The organism is Sphingobacterium sp. CZ-2, assembly GCF_004526235.1.
Lineage (GTDB): Bacteria > Bacteroidota > Bacteroidia > Sphingobacteriales > Sphingobacteriaceae > Sphingobacterium > Sphingobacterium tenebrionis.
In genome coordinates this window covers 3,735,811-3,756,085 of sequence record NZ_CP038159.1, presented here as the reverse complement: position 1 = coordinate 3,756,085, position 20,275 = coordinate 3,735,811, and the positions used below count along the sequence as shown (strand labels likewise).

20 protein-coding genes are annotated in these 20,275 nt (G+C 40.2%); 16 read left to right on the top strand and 4 right to left on the bottom strand.

Annotated features, from left to right (window positions below; all coding sequences use genetic code 11):
• Positions 1-5 precede the first annotated feature (5 nt).
• From E3D81_RS16365 to metK, 4 genes are all read right to left on the bottom strand, one after another.
• Positions 6-3,425, bottom strand: coding sequence for a SusC/RagA family TonB-linked outer membrane protein (locus tag E3D81_RS16365; protein ID WP_167554356.1), 3,420 nt, complete (start codon positions 3,423-3,425; stop codon positions 6-8).
• A 223-nt stretch (positions 3,426-3,648) separates the two neighbouring features.
• The gene (locus E3D81_RS16360; protein WP_134778250.1) at positions 3,649-4,620 is read right to left on the bottom strand and encodes a FecR family protein; all 972 of its coding nucleotides are present in this window, start codon (positions 4,618-4,620) and stop codon (positions 3,649-3,651) included.
• Positions 4,621-4,696: 76 nt separating this feature from the next.
• Entirely contained in the window at positions 4,697-5,293 is a 597-nt protein-coding gene (locus tag E3D81_RS16355) for an RNA polymerase sigma-70 factor (RefSeq protein ID WP_099365005.1), read from the bottom strand.
• 148 nt (positions 5,294-5,441) lie between these two features.
• Positions 5,442-6,695: a methionine adenosyltransferase gene (gene metK / locus E3D81_RS16350; RefSeq protein WP_134778249.1), complete on the bottom strand. Its 1,254-nt coding sequence runs from the start codon at positions 6,693-6,695 to the stop codon at positions 5,442-5,444.
• 99 nt (positions 6,696-6,794) lie between these two features.
• Between metK and E3D81_RS16345 the strand changes: the two genes are divergently transcribed.
• The 16 genes from E3D81_RS16345 to E3D81_RS16270 all read left to right on the top strand — a co-directional run bounded on the left by E3D81_RS16345 (position 6,795) and on the right by E3D81_RS16270 (position 20,267).
• A complete protein-coding gene (locus E3D81_RS16345) occupies positions 6,795-7,670 on the top strand; it encodes a diacylglycerol/lipid kinase family protein (RefSeq protein WP_099365003.1) in 876 nt (291 codons plus the stop codon).
• A gap of 2 nt (positions 7,671-7,672) precedes the next feature.
• Entirely contained in the window at positions 7,673-8,023 is a 351-nt protein-coding gene (locus tag E3D81_RS16340; protein WP_134778248.1) for a translation initiation factor, read from the top strand.
• 416 nt (positions 8,024-8,439) lie between these two features.
• The gene (locus E3D81_RS16335) at positions 8,440-9,273 is read left to right on the top strand and encodes a MotA/TolQ/ExbB proton channel family protein (protein WP_099365001.1); all 834 of its coding nucleotides are present in this window, start codon (positions 8,440-8,442) and stop codon (positions 9,271-9,273) included.
• A 100-nt stretch (positions 9,274-9,373) separates the two neighbouring features.
• Positions 9,374-10,030 (top strand): ExbD/TolR family protein, encoded by a 657-nt coding sequence (locus E3D81_RS16330; protein WP_134778247.1) that lies wholly within the window; start codon positions 9,374-9,376, stop codon positions 10,028-10,030.
• A 9-nt stretch (positions 10,031-10,039) separates the two neighbouring features.
• Complete coding sequence (locus E3D81_RS16325) at positions 10,040-10,600, top strand: ExbD/TolR family protein (protein ID WP_099364999.1); 561 nt, start codon at positions 10,040-10,042, stop codon at positions 10,598-10,600.
• Between the two features lie 21 nt (positions 10,601-10,621).
• The gene (locus tag E3D81_RS16320; protein ID WP_134778246.1) at positions 10,622-11,503 is read left to right on the top strand and encodes an energy transducer TonB; all 882 of its coding nucleotides are present in this window, start codon (positions 10,622-10,624) and stop codon (positions 11,501-11,503) included.
• A 7-nt stretch (positions 11,504-11,510) separates the two neighbouring features.
• A complete protein-coding gene (locus tag E3D81_RS16315) occupies positions 11,511-11,747 on the top strand; it encodes a hypothetical protein (protein WP_099364997.1) in 237 nt (78 codons plus the stop codon).
• Positions 11,748-11,783: 36 nt separating this feature from the next.
• Positions 11,784-12,740 carry a PstS family phosphate ABC transporter substrate-binding protein gene (locus E3D81_RS16310; protein WP_134778245.1) on the top strand — a complete coding sequence of 319 codons (957 nt, stop codon included), beginning with the start codon at positions 11,784-11,786 and terminating at the stop codon, positions 12,738-12,740.
• A 27-nt stretch (positions 12,741-12,767) separates the two neighbouring features.
• Positions 12,768-14,507 carry a tetratricopeptide repeat protein gene (locus tag E3D81_RS16305; protein ID WP_099364995.1) on the top strand — a complete coding sequence of 580 codons (1,740 nt, stop codon included), beginning with the start codon at positions 12,768-12,770 and terminating at the stop codon, positions 14,505-14,507.
• Positions 14,508-14,620: 113 nt separating this feature from the next.
• Positions 14,621-15,001 (top strand): NADH-quinone oxidoreductase subunit A, encoded by a 381-nt coding sequence (locus E3D81_RS16300; protein WP_099364994.1) that lies wholly within the window; start codon positions 14,621-14,623, stop codon positions 14,999-15,001.
• 42 nt (positions 15,002-15,043) lie between these two features.
• Positions 15,044-15,598, top strand: a complete 555-nt coding sequence (locus tag E3D81_RS16295) for an NADH-quinone oxidoreductase subunit B (RefSeq protein WP_134778244.1) — start codon at positions 15,044-15,046, stop codon at positions 15,596-15,598.
• Positions 15,591-16,094, top strand: a complete 504-nt coding sequence (locus E3D81_RS16290) for an NADH-quinone oxidoreductase subunit C (protein ID WP_134778470.1) — start codon at positions 15,591-15,593, stop codon at positions 16,092-16,094. The genes E3D81_RS16295 and E3D81_RS16290 overlap by 8 nt, the downstream gene beginning before the upstream one ends.
• Positions 16,095-16,106: 12 nt before the next feature.
• Positions 16,107-17,342, top strand: coding sequence for an NADH-quinone oxidoreductase subunit D (locus tag E3D81_RS16285; protein ID WP_209023082.1), 1,236 nt, complete (start codon positions 16,107-16,109; stop codon positions 17,340-17,342).
• Complete coding sequence (gene nuoE / locus E3D81_RS16280; RefSeq protein ID WP_099364991.1) at positions 17,335-17,862, top strand: complex I 24 kDa subunit family protein; 528 nt, start codon at positions 17,335-17,337, stop codon at positions 17,860-17,862. The genes E3D81_RS16285 and nuoE overlap by 8 nt, the downstream gene beginning before the upstream one ends.
• A 4-nt stretch (positions 17,863-17,866) precedes the next feature.
• Positions 17,867-19,222, top strand: coding sequence for an NADH-quinone oxidoreductase subunit NuoF (gene nuoF / locus E3D81_RS16275; RefSeq protein ID WP_099364990.1), 1,356 nt, complete (start codon positions 17,867-17,869; stop codon positions 19,220-19,222).
• Positions 19,223-19,250: 28 nt separating this feature from the next.
• A complete protein-coding gene (locus tag E3D81_RS16270) occupies positions 19,251-20,267 on the top strand; it encodes a 2Fe-2S iron-sulfur cluster-binding protein (protein ID WP_134778243.1) in 1,017 nt (338 codons plus the stop codon).
• Positions 20,268-20,275: the final 8 nt, after the last annotated feature.

The following is a 20,275-nucleotide window of genomic DNA, read 5'->3' as shown; positions in this document are numbered from 1 at the left end:
CTTAATTAAAAACTAGTTGATATTTGAAATGTAAATGATCTGCTGAACGGATAGTCTAAGCCACGTTCTCTTCGGATACTTGAAAATCGAAATACATCGTTTGAGAATGCCGTTATCTTCGTATTTCTCATACCCCATTTTTTAGAAATTTCATCATTGAAACGATAAAAGAGGGAGATGCTTTCTAAGGACAGGAGATTGTCATTTTGGACAAACCTTGATGTAGCATAGGTTGGTGTAGTATTTCCATATCCATCGGCATCTATTAGTCCTTTATAGAACGTGTGGTCTCCTTGATTTAACCAGCGTTCTTCTGAAACTCTTCTGTCAACATTATAAAGTCTAACATTTACATTTTCTACTCGGTCGACCAAGGTTTGATTATAAGATTGACCCCCCATTTTGAACCGAAAAAATGCGTTTAATCCAATTCCATTATACTCAAAGTTTGTCCCAAAGGTACCCTCTAGATCTGAACGAGTATCACCCACAATAATTTGATCTAATGGATTGTATGTATTTGTTAATCGGCCATCCTTAGTTAGGAAGATTTCATAGCCCGTAGCAGGATCAATTCCCAAAGATGGTACTGCCCAGATAGCCGTGGTGGATTGACCTTCAGCAAATCGAGTAATTGGTAAAGTAGATAATTGTTCATCTGCCGCTTTATTCAGAGCAGATATGGTGTTTGATACCCTTTCGATTTTATTATTAACCGAGAATAGGTTCAAGAAAATAGACCAATTGTTCCGATTGTTAGGATTTGAAATAATATTAAATTTCGAATATAGTTCCCAGCCATTTGATTTTAAATCACCCATATTTTCCTTAAAATCGATAAACCCAGATGAAGGAGCTGTTGAAATAGAAGCAATTGACCCTTGGGTTTTCTCAATGTAATAATTCGCCGATAGATCAAGCCTGTTAAATAAGGTAATATCTACTCCTAAATTGTTCTTTTGAGTTTTCTGCCAAGCTAAATTTGGATTTCCGTATCCGAGTAAATAAGTGCCGATCATGCCACGATATTCCGTGGCTGTAAAATATCGTGATGTGGTAAGTCCGTAAAATGAATCAAAATTCTGTGATCCAGTGTATCCAAACGAATAACGGATTTTAAGTCTATTAATACCTTCAATATCCTTTATTAGATTTTCATTATGTAAATTCCAACCTGCCCCAGCTGACCAAAATGGAGCAAACCGGTTGTTGGAACCAAATTGTGATGAGCCATCAACCCTATATGAAAAATCTAATAAATATCGATTGTTATGAGCAAAGGATATATTTGAAAACAGGCCAGCTAGTCGCTTTATGTTTTCAGTTCCGATAGGTTTACTGCCAAGGTCGAACTGAAGCCCTTGAGTTATATCATCCATACTTGCATTTGGAAATCCAACAACCAAAAACCTTTGTGTATTGTTATCCTCCTGGGATATATTTGCTCCAAGGGTTGCGAATATGAGGTTTTTACCAAACGTTTTACTTAAGTTGGCTGAAAATATCCCCTCGTAACGCTGATTTTTTCCGTAACCTTTATTGTATGACCCCTTTTCAAATGTGGGTGTGTTAGCAAATGTTGAATGTTGTGCAGGTAAGAATTTATCGGATTCATCCGCTTGGAACAGGTAAGCAAATGTTCCGCGTAATTTTAGCCAGGAATAAGCTTGCCATTCCAAGGCAAAATTATTGATAATACTATGGTACTTCGTTTGATCCAAGATATTGAGACTGGCATCATATAATGGATTAGTCGGTCTTCCAACATAACCCGTTAGGTTATTGTAAGTATCAAAATTTGTTAGCCTTGCACCGGTATCTTCGTTATAAATTTCCTCGAGATATAACTTATAGGAACCATCCGAATTAAACGGAGTCCAATATGGATTTAATTGGGTATACTGTTTAAAAGACCCAAAAGGTGAATTATTCCCTAAATTACTTACCAGTGTAAGATCGTTCTTGAACATTAGATTCTTAAAACGATAGGATAGAAAAGTATTACCAGTCATAGTCTGACGGTTAGAACCTTTCATAACTCCAGAGTTGTTATAATAATTTAAGTTGATTCCATATTGAATTTCGTCTTTCCCTCCTTCCACATAAATATTGTGTTTTTGTCCAATCCCTGTACGGATTGGTTGTGCTAGCCAATCTGTGTTTACTCCTGAAGTAACAGCCCTTAATCTCTCATTGTATATGGTTTTCAGTTGTTGATCGACTGAATTCCAGGAATAGTCATATACACCAATCTGCTTTTCAATAGCTAATTTTTCAGAAGAATTTAACACATCGTAATCTAAGATGTCAGGGGATTCAATGGTGGCATTTCCAGTATAGGTTAAATTTAGTTTCCCTGCTTTAGGTCGTATAGTTTCTATTACTACAACTCCATTTGCTGCTCTAGATCCGTAGATAGATGTCGCAGTAGCGTCCTTCAATAAATCGATGCTTTTTATTCGTGTCAAATCCAGATCATTGATTCGTGCTAAAGAGACCTCAAAACCATCTAAAATAAATAGGGGAGTATTTGGATTGTTTGAATAATTAAATGGATTATTGGTGGAAGTGTTTGGATCTATTAGACTATTTCCTCCTCTTAGAGTTACCTCGGGTAGAGCATTAGGATTAGCTCCTAAATTTATGTTTTCCGGCATTTGAAAAGAGGGATCTAAAGATCGCAAAGCAGTTAATACATTGTCGCTGGAAACATTCTGTAATTGTTCTTGGGTGAAAGATCTTGCTGCCCCAGTATACATTTCCTTAGGTCTTTCAAATAAACCAGTAATTACCACATCTTCTATTTCTTGGGCTTTTGCAGGTTTCAACTGAATGGTTAATTCTGACCTTCCATCAAGTTCAACATCTTGGGTTTCAAATCCAATCATAGATAGGCTTATTGTTACCTGACTATGAGGTAAAATAAGACTCCAATGTCCATTTTGATCTGTTGCTGTGTTTAGTTTGAAGTTTGAAGAGTTAGTTTTTAGATTTTTTACCTGAACAGTAACCCCGGCAATGGGTTTATTTTGTTCATTAACAACTATTCCAGAAACCGTTTTTTGATAAACTTCAGAACTTTTGTTTAACTTTTCCGTTGGTTTATCTCCTACAAATAAAATAATGTTATTTCCTCGCTGTACATAAGTTAATGGCGTATTTTTCAGCACCATGTTCAAAGCTTCAGCCATTATTTCATTGGATAAATCAATTGAAATTTCATTATACTGGGCAACAATATCACTAGGATAAAAAAAGCTAAACCCAGATTGTTTTTGTAAATCGGATAATATTTGTTTTAAAGTTGCCTGTTTAAAACTGATTTCGACTTTAGTCGTATTGACATTTTGTCCAAAACTATTTGGTGTCGCAAATAGGTTTAAGGTTATTGTGGACAACATTGCACAAACCAATTTTATTTTCATAAGAAAACGGAAGTTAGACTGTTTATGCAAGGTGGTAAGGAGATGTAATCTACCCCTTGCAAAAAACCGTAGTTTTTGCATTATTTGTAATGGGATTAAGTGTAAACAATTGATTTAATTCTCCGGACTCCCCATTATGCTTCCTAGGGCTTGGGGGGTCTTGTTTTTTGGATTAAGTAGAATTTGAGTTTAGTTTCATATTTTTTGGTTTTAATGGTTGTTATTAGTTAAGGTTTTTGTTTTCTTTAATCTGATATCTCTTGTTTTTCAATTTTATAAAGGTTGTATTGGTAGTTACGCATAAGTTAGTAAGTACTTCCTCCAATTTTTCTGTTCCTTTATATACTCCGGATATTTTCAAGTTGGCTAATTTGGGATCCATTAATTCTATATTAACTTGGTAACGTCGTTCCAGCTTTTTAGTTAAATCCGAAAAAGTTAAAGCTTCAAAATTCATGTCTTCTTCCATCCATGCCATTTCATTTTTGGAAACTTCATTTAGAATTTTTATATCCTCATCCACCCGTTGGTTTTCTGGGATGATTAACTTTTGTTTTGCTTGGAGAATTCCTAACGTTTTATTTTGTTTTTCAACCCGTACTTTGCCATGGTCAACTATAACTTCAATGGTTTTACCGTTTGGGTTAGCAAGAATTGAAAAAGCAGTTCCAAGTACAGTAGTTTTAATATTCGCTGAATTTATAATGAAGGGTTTTATTTTATTTGGTGTCACATCAAAATATGCTTCACCTATTAGTTCAACCTCTCTGTCTTCAATTCCAAATTCTTTTGATAATAAAATTTCACTTCCGGGTCTTAGAATTACAATACTACTATCTGGTAATATGATATGTCTATTTTCAACTTGATTTATTGGAGTTTTAGCTAGTTGCTGAAAATCTTTCTGTTTGATTTGAAGAAATATCAAAAATGATGAAAACAACAAAATGGCAGCTGCTGCAGAATAAGATATCCTTTTGCGATATTTTAGTTTTGCATGCTTATTAACTGTTTCTTCCCAAATGGCAGATTTTATTTTATTTTCAAAGGATTGAAAGCTTTGGTCTTCTAAATCCCATACGATATCATCCTCCAATTGGGATTTATACCAAATCTCTAGACTCTTTTTCTCTTCCAGAGATGCTTTTCCAGAGAGGTATTTCTCAATCAGAATTTTGATTTGTTTTTCTTCCATAATTTTTGGGCTTCATATATATGTACCTTCTCGAAAGACATAACCCTATATGGAATTAAAAAAAATAGAAGTGAAATTAAAATAGTAATAAGAATACCAAGCTTAGGCCTACCTTATGGAGGTTTATACGAAGGATTTTTATGGCTCTGGTAATATGTGCTTCGACAGTTTTTACACTAATATTTAAATTGTCAGAGATTTCTTGATTGGTTAAATAGGTTTCTCGACTTAATTTGAATATGATTCGACATTTTTCTGGAAGTTTTTCTATTACCCCATCTAAATAGTCTTTGAGGAAACGTGCTTCAATTTTGTCGTCTTCAAGATATGAATCTGCTTGTTGCAAACCTTGCTCAATCTCGTTGAGTCTTTTGTTTTTATATATTACTTTAAATGTGCTGTATTTTACTGCAGTTGCCAAGTATCCTTCAATTGAATCGATTTCAATTTCTTTTCGGTTATTCCAAATAGAAATAAAAACTTCTTGAACCACTTCTTGGGCTTGTTCTTTATCCTTTAAAATATGATAGGAAATAGCAAGCAGTTTTTTCCAGTATTTATTATAAATTTCTGTAAACGCCTTCTCCGAGCCGGATTTTAAGGCGGTTATAAGTTTCCTATTTTCACTTAGCTTTTTCACAGAAATAGATTTAATCAGATTTTCAAATCTCATAAAAAAATGAATAATTCCAAAATCTGTCTTTTTTGAAGGAGATTACAATATAGGGAAATGTGATAATTAAAGCAAAAAAAGCCGATTCATTTGAATCTGCTTTTTTGCTTTAATTATCGGCTGATAATATTTTTAGACTTTTATACTTTTACAGCCCGAAAGCCTTTTTCACCTTATCCACATAATCCAATTTCTCCCAGGTAAACAAATCGACTTCTACCGTCTTTATCTCCCCGTTAGAATTTTCAAATGTCTTAGTCACTGTTTTTGGGGTTCTACCCATATGACCATAAGCAGCAGTTTCCGCATAGATCGGTTTTCTAAGTCCTAATCTAGTTTCAATGCCATAAGGCGTCATATCAAACAGTTCAGCAATAATCTGTGCGATTTCACCATCGGTTTTGTTCACCTTCGAAGTACCATAGGTATTCACATAGATACCCATCGGATCCTTCACACCGATCGCATAAGAAATCTGTACCAATAACTCATCAGCAACACCAGCTGCCACTAAGTTCTTGGCAATATGTCTTGTTGCATACGCTGCAGAACGGTCCACTTTGGATGGATCCTTTCCGGAGAAAGCACCACCACCATGTGCCCCCTTACCACCATACGTATCCACAATGATCTTTCTTCCCGTTAAACCGGTATCTCCATGTGGTCCACCGATCACGAATTTTCCCGTTGGGTTGATATGGTATTTGATCTCCCCATTGAACAATGCCTGTAATTCAGGTTTCAATTGTGCCTTCACACGCGGGATCAGAATATTAACGATATCCGATTTGATTTTCTCCTGCATTTCCTTTTCTTCCGCAAAATCATCATGCTGGGTCGAAATAACGATGGTATCAATACGCACAGGTTTGTGGTTGTCATCGTATTCCAAGGTCACCTGCGATTTCGCATCAGGACGTAGGTAGGGAATGCTATCATTCTCACGGCGTAGAGCCGCTAGTTCGTATAATAAACGGTGGGAGATATCCAATGCCAAAGGCATGTAGTTCTCGGTTTCATTGTTCGCATACCCGAACATGATCCCTTGGTCACCCGCTCCCTGTTCTTGCCTGGTCACGCGGTCAACCCCTTGGTTGATGTCAGCCGACTGCTCATGGATGGCCGAAAGCACACCACAGGAATTGGCTTCGAACATATACTCGGATTTGGTATATCCGATCTTTTCGATCACCTGACGGGTTATCTTTTGAACGTCTAAATAGATTTTTGATTTTACTTCGCCAGCCAACACGACCTGTCCGGTGGTTACTAGGGTTTCGATTGCTACGCGTGCATCTTCGTCCCAGGCTAGGAAATTATCGATCAATGCATCCGAAATTTGATCTGCAACTTTATCTGGATGTCCTTCAGAAACAGACTCGGAGGTAAATAAGTATGCCATAAGTGTTTTTTTTACGGTGGCAACAAAGCTACGATAAGTTGCATTATTTAAAAAGTATTTCAACCAAATTATTATCTTTAGCGGAATTATCAGATTGAGATGGCAAAGAAACGCATACTGTTTATAGTCAATCCCATATCCGGGGGGAAGAAGAAAACGGCATTTAATAAACAGGTATTGGAGGTGTTGGATTTAAGCCGATTTGAACCTACCTTTAAATTAACAAATCATGTGAACCATGGCTATGAGCTGGCCAAAGAAGCCATCGAAGAAAAATACGATGCGGTAGTCGCTGTGGGGGGCGACGGGACGATCAATGAGATCGGATCGGCTTTGGTAGGCTCGGAAATTCCACTGGGCATTGTCCCGGAAGGTTCTGGAAATGGACTCGCCTTATATTTAGGAATCCCCATGAACGAATCGGCCGCTTTGCGCCGAATCAACCGTTTCGAATTCCTGGCCGTAGATTGTGCCAAGGCCGAAGACCGGAATTTCTTCAATATCGCAGGCATCGGCTTTGATGCCTCGGTAAGCGATAAATTTGCAGGCGAAACCTTTCGTGGACCGGTAGGTTACTTACGCACGGTCATCAATCTTTTGAGTAAATATAAACCCAAGAAATATAAATTATTGATCGATGGGGAGGAATATGAGCGGGAAGCCTTTATGATTTCGGTCGCCAATTCGCCCCAATATGGCAATAATGCCTACATCGCGCCGAATGCTTCGATCACAGATGGCGTATTGGATGTATGTATTGTGCATAAATTTCCGTTATATACATTACCCTTGATGATTTTCCACCTCTTTAATAAGACGGCCGACCAGTCGGAATATGTGGAGATCATACCGGGCAAGAAGATTTGTATTGAACAGGAAGGTAAAGCTCCGGTCCACTTGGATGGGGAACCGATGGATCTCGGCCAGCAGATCCATATCGAAGTATTACCAAAAGCATTAAATATTATTTGTTAATTATGGCAAAACAGAAGAAGCAACGATTTGAAGGGATCGTATATTCTACGGATTCCGACTATTCCTATCAGGAATTTGATTCCGATGAGGACCGGGATACGCTTCCCAAGGAGAAGCAGAAGCTAAAGGTAGGTAGGGATAAGAAGGCCAGGAAGGGAAAAACCGTTACATTGGTGATGGGATTTATCGGCAAACAGGATGATTTAGAATCACTTTCCAAGGTTTTGAAGCAAAAATGCGGGGTAGGTGGAAGTGCGAAAGACGGCGAAATTCTGATACAAGGGGATTTTAAAGAAAAAATAATCCAGTATTTGGAATCCGAAGGTTATTCTGTGAAAGGCATTGGCGGTTAAGGGATATTTATCGCCTTAACCTATTAAAAAACAAAGAAATACTTGGTTTAAATGGTTTAAAATGGGTTGCTGTGGCAACGTTTATTGTGAGTAAATGCTCACTTAATTTTAACATTTAACGATTTGATAATTTGCATATCAGAAAAAAAATGGTTTTCATTGTAAAAAAAACAGTAATGTTAGACCGTTATGTACATAAAGTGATGAAGCATTGATTGGAAACTGCTGTAGCATATCAATGAGGACATAGACAGGCTTTAAATGCACTCTTATTATATCTTCAAATTAATTTTGTTTTTAACAGAAAATGCTATATTTGTTTTGAATTTATGTAAAATAACGCGATTTAGCTTGCATAAAATTGAATTTAACTTAATAATTAAACAACAGTAAAAAATCTAAAAATTAGTAAAAAAATGGCAAACGCACCAAAAACTACTACAGCCCCAGCTAAACAAGACAGTGGCACCGCGGGTAATTTATTTGCGAGTTTAGCAATTATCATTTGTTTGGTGATTGGTTACTTGGTTTACGAATTTGTAATGGGTGATCCAGCAAACTTTATCGACGGAAATCGCGAGAATCAACCAGTACCGGGTAACTATATGGGTATGGTTTATCATGCAGGTTACATCGTACCAGTTCTATTGGGATTATTCTTAATGGTATTCGTATTCTCTATCGAGCGTTTTATCGTTATTGGTAAAGCATCAGGTACAGGAAACGTAGGTAACTTCGTGAGAAAAGTACAAGGTTTGTTGAGAACAGGTAACATTGATTCAGCTATCCAAGAGTGTGATAAGCAAAAGGGATCTGTAGCAAACGTTATCAAAGCGGGTTTATTAAAATATAAAGATGTTGAAGCTAACCCAGGCTTAGATACTGAAAAATCGGTATTGGCTATCCAAAAAGAAATCGAAGAGGCTACAACATTAGAAATGCCGATGTTAGAGAAAAACCTAACGGTAATTGCAACGTTGGTTTCTATCGGTACATTAACAGGTCTATTAGGAACAGTAACAGGTATGATCAAGGCCTTCTCGGCGTTGGCAACTGGTGGTGCTCCTGACCAAGCAAAATTAGCGAATGGTATCTCTGAGGCCTTGATCAACACGGCAACAGGTATCGCTACATCTACCGTAGCTATTATCATGTACAACATCTTAACTTCTAAGATCGATACATTAACATATTCTATTGACGAGGCTGGTTTCTCAATCGTACAAACATACGCTGCAAACCACAAATAAGAAGATCCTGAAAAAAAGTTGAAAATAATTTATGCATTCTTCAACTTTTCAGCATCATCCTTATGAAAGCAATAGAGTGTTAATTTAAAGAAGTAAAGAAATGGGAAAAGCAAAAGTAAAAAGAGCCGGTACCTCCATCGACATGACGGCGATGTGTGACGTATCGTTCCTGCTTCTAACATTCTTCGTATTGACGGCAACAGCACGTCAACCAGAAACGATGCCCGTAGACACTCCTGCCTCTACTACACTAGAGAAACTACCAGACGATAACCTGGCAGTGATCTCAGTGAACCACGGAGGGAAGGTGTTCTTAGGAATCAAGAATCCTAACGTTAGGAAACTGACTCTTGAGAAGATGTCTGCAAAATACAGCATCCCATTCTCGGCCGAAGATTACGAGAAGTTCAAATTGATGGACGACTTCGGTGTCCCAATGAAGGAATTGCGTGGTTTGTTGTCTTTGGAAAAAGACAAGCGTAAAGAGGATGTTCAAAAAGGTATTCCTGTAGATAGTACAGAGGCCAATTCGAACGAGCTTTACCACTGGGTACAGCAAGCCCGTATCGCAACGGTGGAATTCAATCGTGAGCGCGCTGAAAAAGAGAAGAATTTCGTTGATCCAGGTCAATTGAAAGTCGCTATCAAAGCAGATGCAACCGAGAAATATTCCGTAATGAATTTGATCATTGAAACCTTGCGTAACCAAAAACAGAACAGATTCAGTTTTGTGACCGGATTACGTACGGAGAAATAATAGAATAAAATGGCAGAATTAAATCAAGACTCCGGAGGCGGTAAAAAAGGCGGGAAAGTCAGGTCGAAGAAAAACGGTGGTAAGGTAGATTTAACCGCGATGGTGGATCTAGCCTTCTTACTGATCACCTTCTTCATGTTGACAACGTCTTTAAGTAAGCCGCAAGCGATGGACATTGCCTTCCCTGATAAGAACAAAGATTTATCGGAGCAAAATCCAGAATTGGAAATTGCAGACAACCGTTCGATCACCTTATTATTAGGTTCAGACAATAAAATCGTTTGGTATTACGGCCAGTTGGCTAATCCGATCACTCCACCAACAGTAGTTGATTTCTCCAAAGAAGGTATCCGCAAAGTGCTTATCCAAATGAAAGCACAGGTTCCTCAAGCTACAGGCGGTAAAGACTTAATCGTCGTTATCCGTCCAAGTGATGAGTCGGTACACCTGAATACGGTAGATATATTAGACGAAATGAAAATCGTAGATATTAAACGTTACATGATTTCCAAGATCAAACCTGAAGAAGTACAGGTGTTGAAAGATAATGGAGCATACAACGTAAAATAATTACGGTAAAAATTTAAAGATATGATAGGTTCAAAATTAGATTTATTTAAGAAAGAATGGCTTGATGTCGTTTTCGAGAATAGAAATAAAGAATATGGAGCTTATGCCTTACGTAAGTTCGCGCCCAAAGCCACCAATATTGCTTTATTCTCCGTATCGGCAGTTGTTCTTTTCTTTGTAGCTGTGAAAGCCTTCGACCTGAACATCTTTCCTGAGAAGGAAGTGGTTCAAGAAGTTGATCTAGGCCCAGTTACCCTAGAGGATTTGGTACCTCCACCTGAGCCGGAAGAAGAAGAGCCTCTTCCACAAGAAGAGACACCTCCTCAACGTATACAACAAGATCCTCCAGCAGAAGACTTGATCCGTTTCCCAGAACCTAAGGTAGTGGATTCGAGACAAGTAAAAGAGGAAGTTGTTACCCAAGAAGAGATCAAGGAGAAAAACGCTACACCAGCAAGGTTGACCCTAAAAGGTACACCAGGTGGTACAGCAGTTCCTCCGGGAGAATTCGGAAGTAAAAAAGTGGATGGTGCTATCACAGGTTCCCTTAAAGGTTCACCTGATGGAGACCCGAACAAAGTTTATGACTTTGAGTCGGTAGAGGTTCCAGCAGAATACCCAGGTGGTATCAACGCTTTCCGTTCATTTGTTCAGAATGCATTGGTTTACCCTCCAGCAGCAATTGAGGCTGGTGTAAAAGGAACTGTTCAGTTATCTTTCGTTATCGATAGAAACGGAAAGGTGACAGACATCAAAATTGACAAAGATTTGTCTCATGGTATCGGGCAAGCAGCAGTTGCTGCATTGAAGAAATCCAAGAGCTGGAACCCTGCCATTCAGAACGGTAGGAAGGTACCTGTGAAGTTCTCCTTGCCAATCCGTCTTGACTTGTCTCAACAATAAGATACATATGTCGGATAATCCAACAAGAAATTCTTTTAGACGGAAATCGCCCACACAGCGATTTCTGTCTATTTTAGGGCTTGCCATGTTCCTGTTCTATTTCGTGTTGGGGCTATTGATCATCTTTTGGAAAGGCTTTCCCATCGAAATCAACCCCGCCTTCAAGAACATCTTTGGTGTGCTATTAATTGTATATTCCTTTATGCGCTTCGCCCGTCTGTGGCAAAATAATTTTAGGGATTAAATTAATCCTTAGCGCATATTTATATTCTAAATAAATATGAAGCGTAAGTTTTTAAGTTCTTTGCTTATTATAGGTTTATTGACCTCTGGTATTTCTTGTTCCAATTCGAAAACTGCGGATAAAATAGAAGTAGCCAAAGGTACCGGTGAGCCCAATGCCAGCACGGATAAAAATGATATCCTAACGGGGGAAATGACGGTCATCGTGGACGAAGCGGCCACTTCCATTCTGAACGAACAGTTGGAAGTATTTCGCTCTTCCTATGTGAACACGAAGATTCAGGTCATTTCTAAACCGGAGCGGGAAGCGATCAACAGCCTGATTCAAGGTGATGGTTCTATGGCCATTTTGGCCAGGGAACTGACAGAGCGGGAGAGCGCCGGGTTTGGAAATCGACAAATTACACCGAGAATCTTCCCAATATGGAATGATGGTGTGGTTTTTGTAAATAATATTTCATCCCCGGATACTTCGATCAACGTGCAGACGTTATCTTCATTGATGAAAGGTGATGCCTCCGGGAAAACCTTGTTGTTGGATAATATAAATTCCAGCATGGTTCGAAAAGTGAAGGAATTCAGTAAAGTGGATCAAATTTCCGCTAAATCTGTTCAGGCGATGAAAACGTCTACCGAAGTTCTTAAACAAATTGAAACAAACGTTAATGCGATAGGTATAGTCTCCTATTCCCAGTATTTGGATTATAGAAGGCAATTTGGAGAAGAAAATAAAATTCGTATCTTAAGCCTTCAAAATACGGGCAGTGATGGCAAGACGGTATTTACCAAGCCTTCACAAACTACCTTCGCAACGGAGGAATACCCCTTGAAAACGACGTTTTACGTATTGAATTATCAACCGAACATGGGTTTGGGAATTGGTTTTTCAGCCTTCCTTACGGGCGACCGTGGGCAAAGGGTGGTGCTGAAATCAGGACTGTTGCCAGTGACCATGCCAGGTAGAGAAATATTAATTAGAGATAACATAAATTAGTTTATAACAAAGAGTAAATAATAGATTATGACAAACAGCAAATTATTTTTAAGTCTTTTGTTAGCGGGAGCAGTAGGAACTGCAAGTGCACAAAGTTTAAAGGATGCTAAGGCTGCCATGGAAGTTGAACAATATGGTAAAGCAAAGACCATGTTACAGCAATTGGTAACCAAAAAAGCAAAAGATGGAGAAAACTATTTTTATTTAGGACAAATCCACCTGATCAACGAGAAGGTAGACTCTGCAGCTGTCGTTTTCCAACAAGGTCTAACAGCTGATCCGAAAGAGAAGTTGAACAATGTTGGTTTGGGTACCGTTGATTTGGAAAAAGGTAATGTTGCCGCTGCTGAGCAGAAATTTGCAGAAGCTAGCAACAACATTGGTAAAAAAGAGTATTTAAATCTTTATTATATCGGTAGAGCGTATATCGATGCGCCAAAACCAGACTATAAAAAAGCGATTGAATACTTAACCAGAGCGAAAGAAATGAATGCTAAAGATCCATTGATCTCCGTAGCATTAGGTGACGCTTATGCTGGTCTTCGTGAAAACAGCCCTGCATATGTAGCTTACCGTGACGCTTTGGCGATCAATGATAAGTTATTGGCACCAAAGATCGGTCAAGCGATCATCAGTAGAAGAGCGCAGGCTTATGATCAAGTTTTGGAAGATTTGAATTTGTTAACAACAGAACATCCTGACTATGGTCCGATCTACCGTGAGATTGCAGAAACGTATTACCAATCATCTCGTAAAGCACCAGATGAGCAATACCGTGAGATCAACTTAAAAGCGTTGGAAGCTTATAAAAAGTATTTGACCTTAACAGGAGATAACTCCGTAGATGCTAAACTTCGTTATGCGGATTTCTTGGTATTCTCGGGTAACTACGATGAGTTGAAAACCGTTTCTCAAGAGTTGGCTGTTATCCCTGATGTAGATCCTAAAGTATTCCGTTATTTGGGTTACTTGGCTTTCACACAGGACAAAGATTACGCAAAAGCGAATGAGAACATGACGCAGTTGATGTCAAAGGTAGACACTAGCCGTTTGATCGGACGTGACTTTTTGATCGCTGGTATGTCAGCGGTATTAGCTGGAGACAAAGCAAAGGGATTGGAGTATCTGAATACAGCCATTTCGAAAGAAGGAGAAGATGATGACTTTGATGCAGAGATCGCAGAAACTGCTTTCTTGAAATACCAAGAAGGTGAGATCGAAGCAGCGAAGGAATTATTCAAAATCCCTGCGGCTAATCCAAAATCAGCATTCTATGCAGATGCTAACTACTATTTAGGACAAGCAGCTTATGGTGTTGGTTCGAAATTAGTAGCGGCTCCAGAAGGTGTTGAATTGACTCCTGAGCAAGCGGCTGCAAAATACAACGAGGCAAAACCTCATTTGGAAGAAGCAGTAAGAGCATTAGGAATTGCAGCGCAAGCTACAGAGCAACGTGCTAAAGACATGTACCTGATCCCATCTTTGTACTACAAAGGTTTGTCGGAAATGGCATTGGATAACATGTTAGGTAATCCTGAAGCAGCTAAAGGTATTTTCGTAGATTCATTCACGAAATTATTGGATGCGATCAAAGCTTCTACCAAAGAAGATCCTAACAACAACGTATATGCAGCTGATGCGCATACCTACCTAGGATATTACGCATATATCAAAGGTGATAATGCAAAAGCGAAAGAGCATTTCAATCAAACAATTGCGTTAAGACCAGAAGATGCATTTGCAAAACAAATGCTAGAGAGTCTGTAATTTATAATGATTCAAAATAACAAAAAAGGGGGCCGTTACAGATAACGGTCCCTTTTTTTGTTGACTTAATTTGCTATTTTTGTTATTCTACTAAATAGGGGTAAACTATAGATATGAATGAATTAGCTAGCCAAAGCGCACCTGTAGACTATATTCCAATTTTGATACAATTAGCTGTTGCTGTTGGGTTTGGTGTGACGACTATTATCGGCACCCATTTAATTGGTCCGAAGGTACGGACGGAGAATAAATTAGGCGCTTTTGAGTCGGGAGTGGAAGTGGTCGGAAATGCCAGACAGCCATTCTCTATCAAGTATTTTCTAGTTGCGATCCTTTTCGTGATTTTCGATATCGAGGTTATCTTCATGTATCCTTGGGCCGTTAATTTCCGTGAATTTGGGTGGCAGGGTCTAATCGAGATGTTCGTATTTATGGGACTCTTGTTGTTAGGCTTTATTTACATTATTAAAAAGAAAGCATTGGATTGGGATTAACCTGAGCAGGTTAATCTTTTCCATTTAAGGGAGACGAATAAAATGAGCAATATTACCTTAGCGGATAAGCCTCCAGGTGTAGAAGGGGCGGGATTTTTTGCAACGACTTTGGATAAGGCGATCGGATTGGCGCGTGCCAATTCCTTATGGCCTTTACCGTTTGCAACATCCTGTTGTGGGATTGAATTTATGGCAACTATGGGATCGACTTATGACCTGGCACGTTTTGGTGCGGAGCGTCCGAGTTTTTCACCACGCCAGGCAGATATGTTATTGGTGATGGGGACCATTGCCAAAAAGATGGCTCCGGTATTGAAGCAGGTGTATACCCAGATGGCAGAGCCACGTTGGGTAATTGCTGTTGGTGCCTGCGCTTCCAGCGGAGGTATTTTCGATACCTATTCGGTATTACAGGGGATCGATGAGATCATTCCGGTGGACGTTTATGTTCCTGGTTGTCCACCACGCCCAGAAGCTATCCTGGATGGCGTGTTGAGACTGCAGGATATCGTGAAGAACGAATCCCTCAACCGTAGAAATACCCCGGAGTACAAAGCATTATTAGAAAAATACGGAATTGCAACAGAAAATGGATAAGTTGACCAATCAACTCGTTATATCAAAGTTACAGGCCACTTTTGGCGACAAAGTGTACAACTTCAGCGAACCTAAAGGTTTGTTGACCCTTGAAACAGATCGAGAGACCATTATTGATCTCCTGATGCTGATCAAGGAAGATGAATTTATGCAGTTTATTTACCTGACGGATATCACGGCGGTCCATTATCCTGAATTGGAAAAGGAATATGCAGTGGTATACCATGTGCATAGTCTGATCCATAACGTCAGGATCCGTATCAAGGTATTTATCACCGCATCAGACCCTCGCATTCCTACAGCCTCCTTCCTTTGGAACGGAGCCAACTGGATGGAACGGGAGACCTACGATTTCTTCGGGATACAGTTTGAAGGGCATCCTGATCTGCGCAGAATCCTGAACATGGACGACCTTGGCGTATTTCCGATGCGCAAGGAATATCCATTGGAGGATCCGAACCGAGTTGATAAAAAGGATTTTTATTTTGGCCGTTAAGGGAGCAAGAAAATGAGCAAACCTATTACCCGTATATCATCCAACGCACCGGTATTTGAGGACAACGATCCGCAAGAGGATCTGATCACCCTGAATATTGGTCCTACCCACCCTGCCACCCATGGTGTATTCCAGAATGTGGTTCAGATTGATGGGGAGCGTATTGTGGGCGGTGTTTCCACCATTGGATACATCCACCGCGCATTTGAAAAAATAGCAGAACATAGACCATATTACCAAATCACGCCATTGACCGACCGTTTGAATTATTGTTCCTCACCGATCAATAATATGGGTTGGCACATGACCGTGGAAAAATTGTTGGATATTGAGATTCCAAAACGTGTGCAGTACATGCGTGTGATCGTGATGGAATTGGCGCGTATTGCCGACCATATTATCTGTAACGGTATCCTTGGTGTGGATACTGGAGCCTTCTCAGGCTTCTTGTACGTGATGCAGGAACGTGAGTTCATCTACGAGATCTACGAAGAGATCTGTGGTGCTCGTTTAACGACCAATATTGGTCGTATCGGTGGTTTTGAGCGTGATTTCAACGATGTTGCCTTTGAAAAAATCAGGGAATTTTTAGTTCGTTTCCCGCCGGTTTTGAAGGAGTTCCAAGAACTGTTTGACAGAAATAGGATCTTTATCGAGCGTACGTCCAATGTAGCCGCGGTTACTCCGGAGCAGGCCTTGGATTACAGCTGGTCGGGACCAATCCTTCGTGCTACAGGAGTGGATTACGATGTTCGTGCGCATTCGCCATACTGTTCCTATGAAGAATTCGATTTTGATATTCCGGTAGGTACCAATGGGGATGTTTATGACCGGTTCATGGTTAGAAACGAAGAAATGTGGCAGTCGATGCGTATCATCGAGCAAGCCTTGGAAAAAATTGAGAAAGAACCGAAAGGGGTATTCCATGCGGATGTACCTGCTTTCTACCTGCCTCCAAAAGAGCAGGTTTATACCAATATGGAGGCCCTGATCTATCACTTTAAAATTGTGATGGGTGAATGGGATGCTCCAAAGGAAGAGGTCTACCAAGCGGTTGAAGGTGCGAATGGTGAACTGGGATTCTATCTGATCAGTGATGGAGGCCGTACGCCATATCGCCTGCACTTCCGCAGACCATCGTTCATCAACTACCAGATGTTTGCACCGATGAGCAGTGGTATGTTGATTTCGGATGCCATTATTAACATGAGTAGTTTAAATGTAATTGCAGGAGAATTAGATGCTTAGTGTAAAAGAAAATATGATCGTTGAGTTTTCAGCGGATCTATTGAAACAGTTTTCGGAGGTCGTAAGTCGTTATCCTGAAGGAAAACAAAAATCGGCACTTCTCCCAATCCTGCATATCGTACAAGCAGAATACGGATGGTTAAGTGTAGATGCGATGGAAAAAGTAGCGTTGTTTTTGAACATCCAGCCTATCGAGGTTTTCGAGGTGGCTACTTTTTATACCATGTTTCTATTACAACCATCAGGAAAATATCTTTTAGAGGTTTGTCGTACCGGACCTTGTTGTCTGGTAGGGGCCGAAAAGATCATGGACCACCTGGAACAGAAGTTAGGTGTAAAAGAAGGCGAAGTTACCCCGGATGGGCTATTTGCCTGGAGAGGGGTAGAATGTTTGGCGGCATGTGGTTTTGGACCTGTGCTTCAGATCGGTCCAAGCTATACCTTCTATGAAAACCTAACGGTTGAAAGTGTGGATCAACTAATCAGCGATTTAACCAATAAATCAAAAAACGAGGCTTAGTATCATGGGACGCAAGTTATTATTAGAACATATCAATGTGCCAGGAATCAATACCCTAGCGGTTTACCGCGAAAAAGGAGGGTATAGAGCCGTTGAAAAGGCCTTGAAGAGCATGTCTCCAGAAGATGTGGTGGAAGAGGTAAAGAAATCAGGGCTTCGTGGTCGTGGTGGGGCAGGATTCCCTACCGGTATGAAATGGAGTTTCTTGGCGAAACCTGAAGGTGTGCCGCGTTATTTGGTTTGTAATGGTGATGAATCGGAACCAGGTACATTCAAAGACCGATATTTAATGACCTATATTCCCCATGCATTGATCGAAGGAATGATCGTTTCGAGTTATGCATTGGGCGCAAATACTTCCTATATCTATATCCGTGGCGAGATGATGCCACAGATCAGGATCATGGAAAAGGCGATTGAGGAAGCAAAGGCAGCTGGCTACCTAGGAAAGAATATCCTGGGTACAGGTTATGATTTGGAGATCTATGTACAACCGGGAGGGGGTGCCTATATCTGTGGTGAAGAGACCGCGCTGTTGGAATCATTGGAAGGGAAACGTGGAAATCCAAGGATCAAGCCGCCATTCCCAGCCGTTGCCGGACTTTACAATTGCCCTACTGTAGTAAATAACGTAGAATCAATTGCTGCTACCGTTCCAATCGTGAATGATGGTGGTGAAGAATATGCAAAAATCGGTATTGAACGCAGTACTGGAACAAAATTGATCTCCGCATCTGGTAATTTGGTTAAACCAGGGGTGTATGAAATCGAAATGGGTCTTCCGGTAGAAGAGTTCATCTATTCGGATGAATACTGTGGGGGTATCGCCAATGGTAAGCGCCTGAAGGCTGTTGTAGCCGGAGGTTCTTCCGTTCCAATCCTTCCTGCGAACCTGATCACACATACCATCAATGGAAATCCGAGGTTGATGACCTATGAGTCATTGGCTGATGGAGGTTTTGTGAGTGGTACGGCGATGGGATCGGGCGGTTTCATTGCGTTTGATGAGGATCAATGTATCGTGAGAAATACCTACAACTATACCCGTTTCTACCGTCATGAAAGCTGTGGACAATGTTCACCATGTCGTGAAGGAACTGGATGGATGGAGAAGATCCTATACAAGATCGAGCATGGACATGGAAGCATGGAAGATGTGGATCTGTTATGGGAAATCCAGCGTAAGATTGAAGGGAATACGATCTGTCCTTTGGGAGATGCGGCAGCATGGCCTGTAGCGGCAGCGATCCGTCATTTCAGGGATGAATTTGAATGGCATATCCTGCATCCACAAGAAGCACAGCAACGTAATTATGGTTTAGCGCATTATGCCGATCCTTTGGTTCCCGTAACGGAATAAATAGGATCTTGATTTAAGAAGGATTATAATGGCAGAAGAAATACAAAAATTTAAGGTTACAATAGACGGGATCACCATTGATGTTGATCCTGGAACAACCATATTGAATGCGGCAAGACAGATCGGTGGAGAGATTGTACCTCCGGCGATGTGTTATTACTCCAAGTTGGAAGGCTCTGGAGGAAAGTGCCGTACCTGTTTAGTGAAAGTGAGCAAGGGATCAGAAAAGGACCCGCGCCCTATGCCTAAATTGGTCGCATCGTGTAGAACTACCGTAATGGATGGCATGGAAGTGCTGAACATCACGGCACCAGAAGTGGTAGAAGCTAGAAAAGCCGTGGTGGAGATGTTATTGATCAACCACCCTCTGGATTGTCCGGTTTGTGACCAAGCAGGTGAATGTAAGCTACAGGATTTAGGGTATGAACATGGCGCATTGCAACAGCGCTATGAATTTGAAAGAAGAACATTTGAGCGCATTGATATAGGCGATAAGATCCAACTGCATATGAATCGTTGTATTCTATGTTATCGTTGTGTTTTTGTGGCCAACCAATTGACGGAGAAAAGAGAACATGGAATCCTGAACAGAGGAGACCATGCCGAGATCTCTACGTTCATCCATCAGGCATTGGATCATGATTTCATAGGTAATGTGATCGATGTATGTCCTGTTGGAGCATTGACCGATAAAACCTTCCGTTTCAAGAACCGAGTATGGTTCACCAAACCGGTAAATGCGCATTGTAACTGCAGCAAATGTTCCGGAAAGGTAACATTATGGTACAAAGGTACCGATGTAATTCGTGTTACGGCTCGTAAGGATGAGTTTGATGAGGTCGAAGAGTTTATCTGTAATGAGTGTCGTTTCGAGCGCAAGCATACGGATGATTGGGTATTGGAAGAACCAACCAAGGTAAGCGACCAATCGGTAATCGCTTCCAATCATTATGAGGCATTCAACCCACCTGCGGTGATCAAGAATGATCCGCAATTGAAGGAGGCGAATGTGGAACAGTTAGCAAGATCAGAAAAATTGAAATAAGCAAGGGA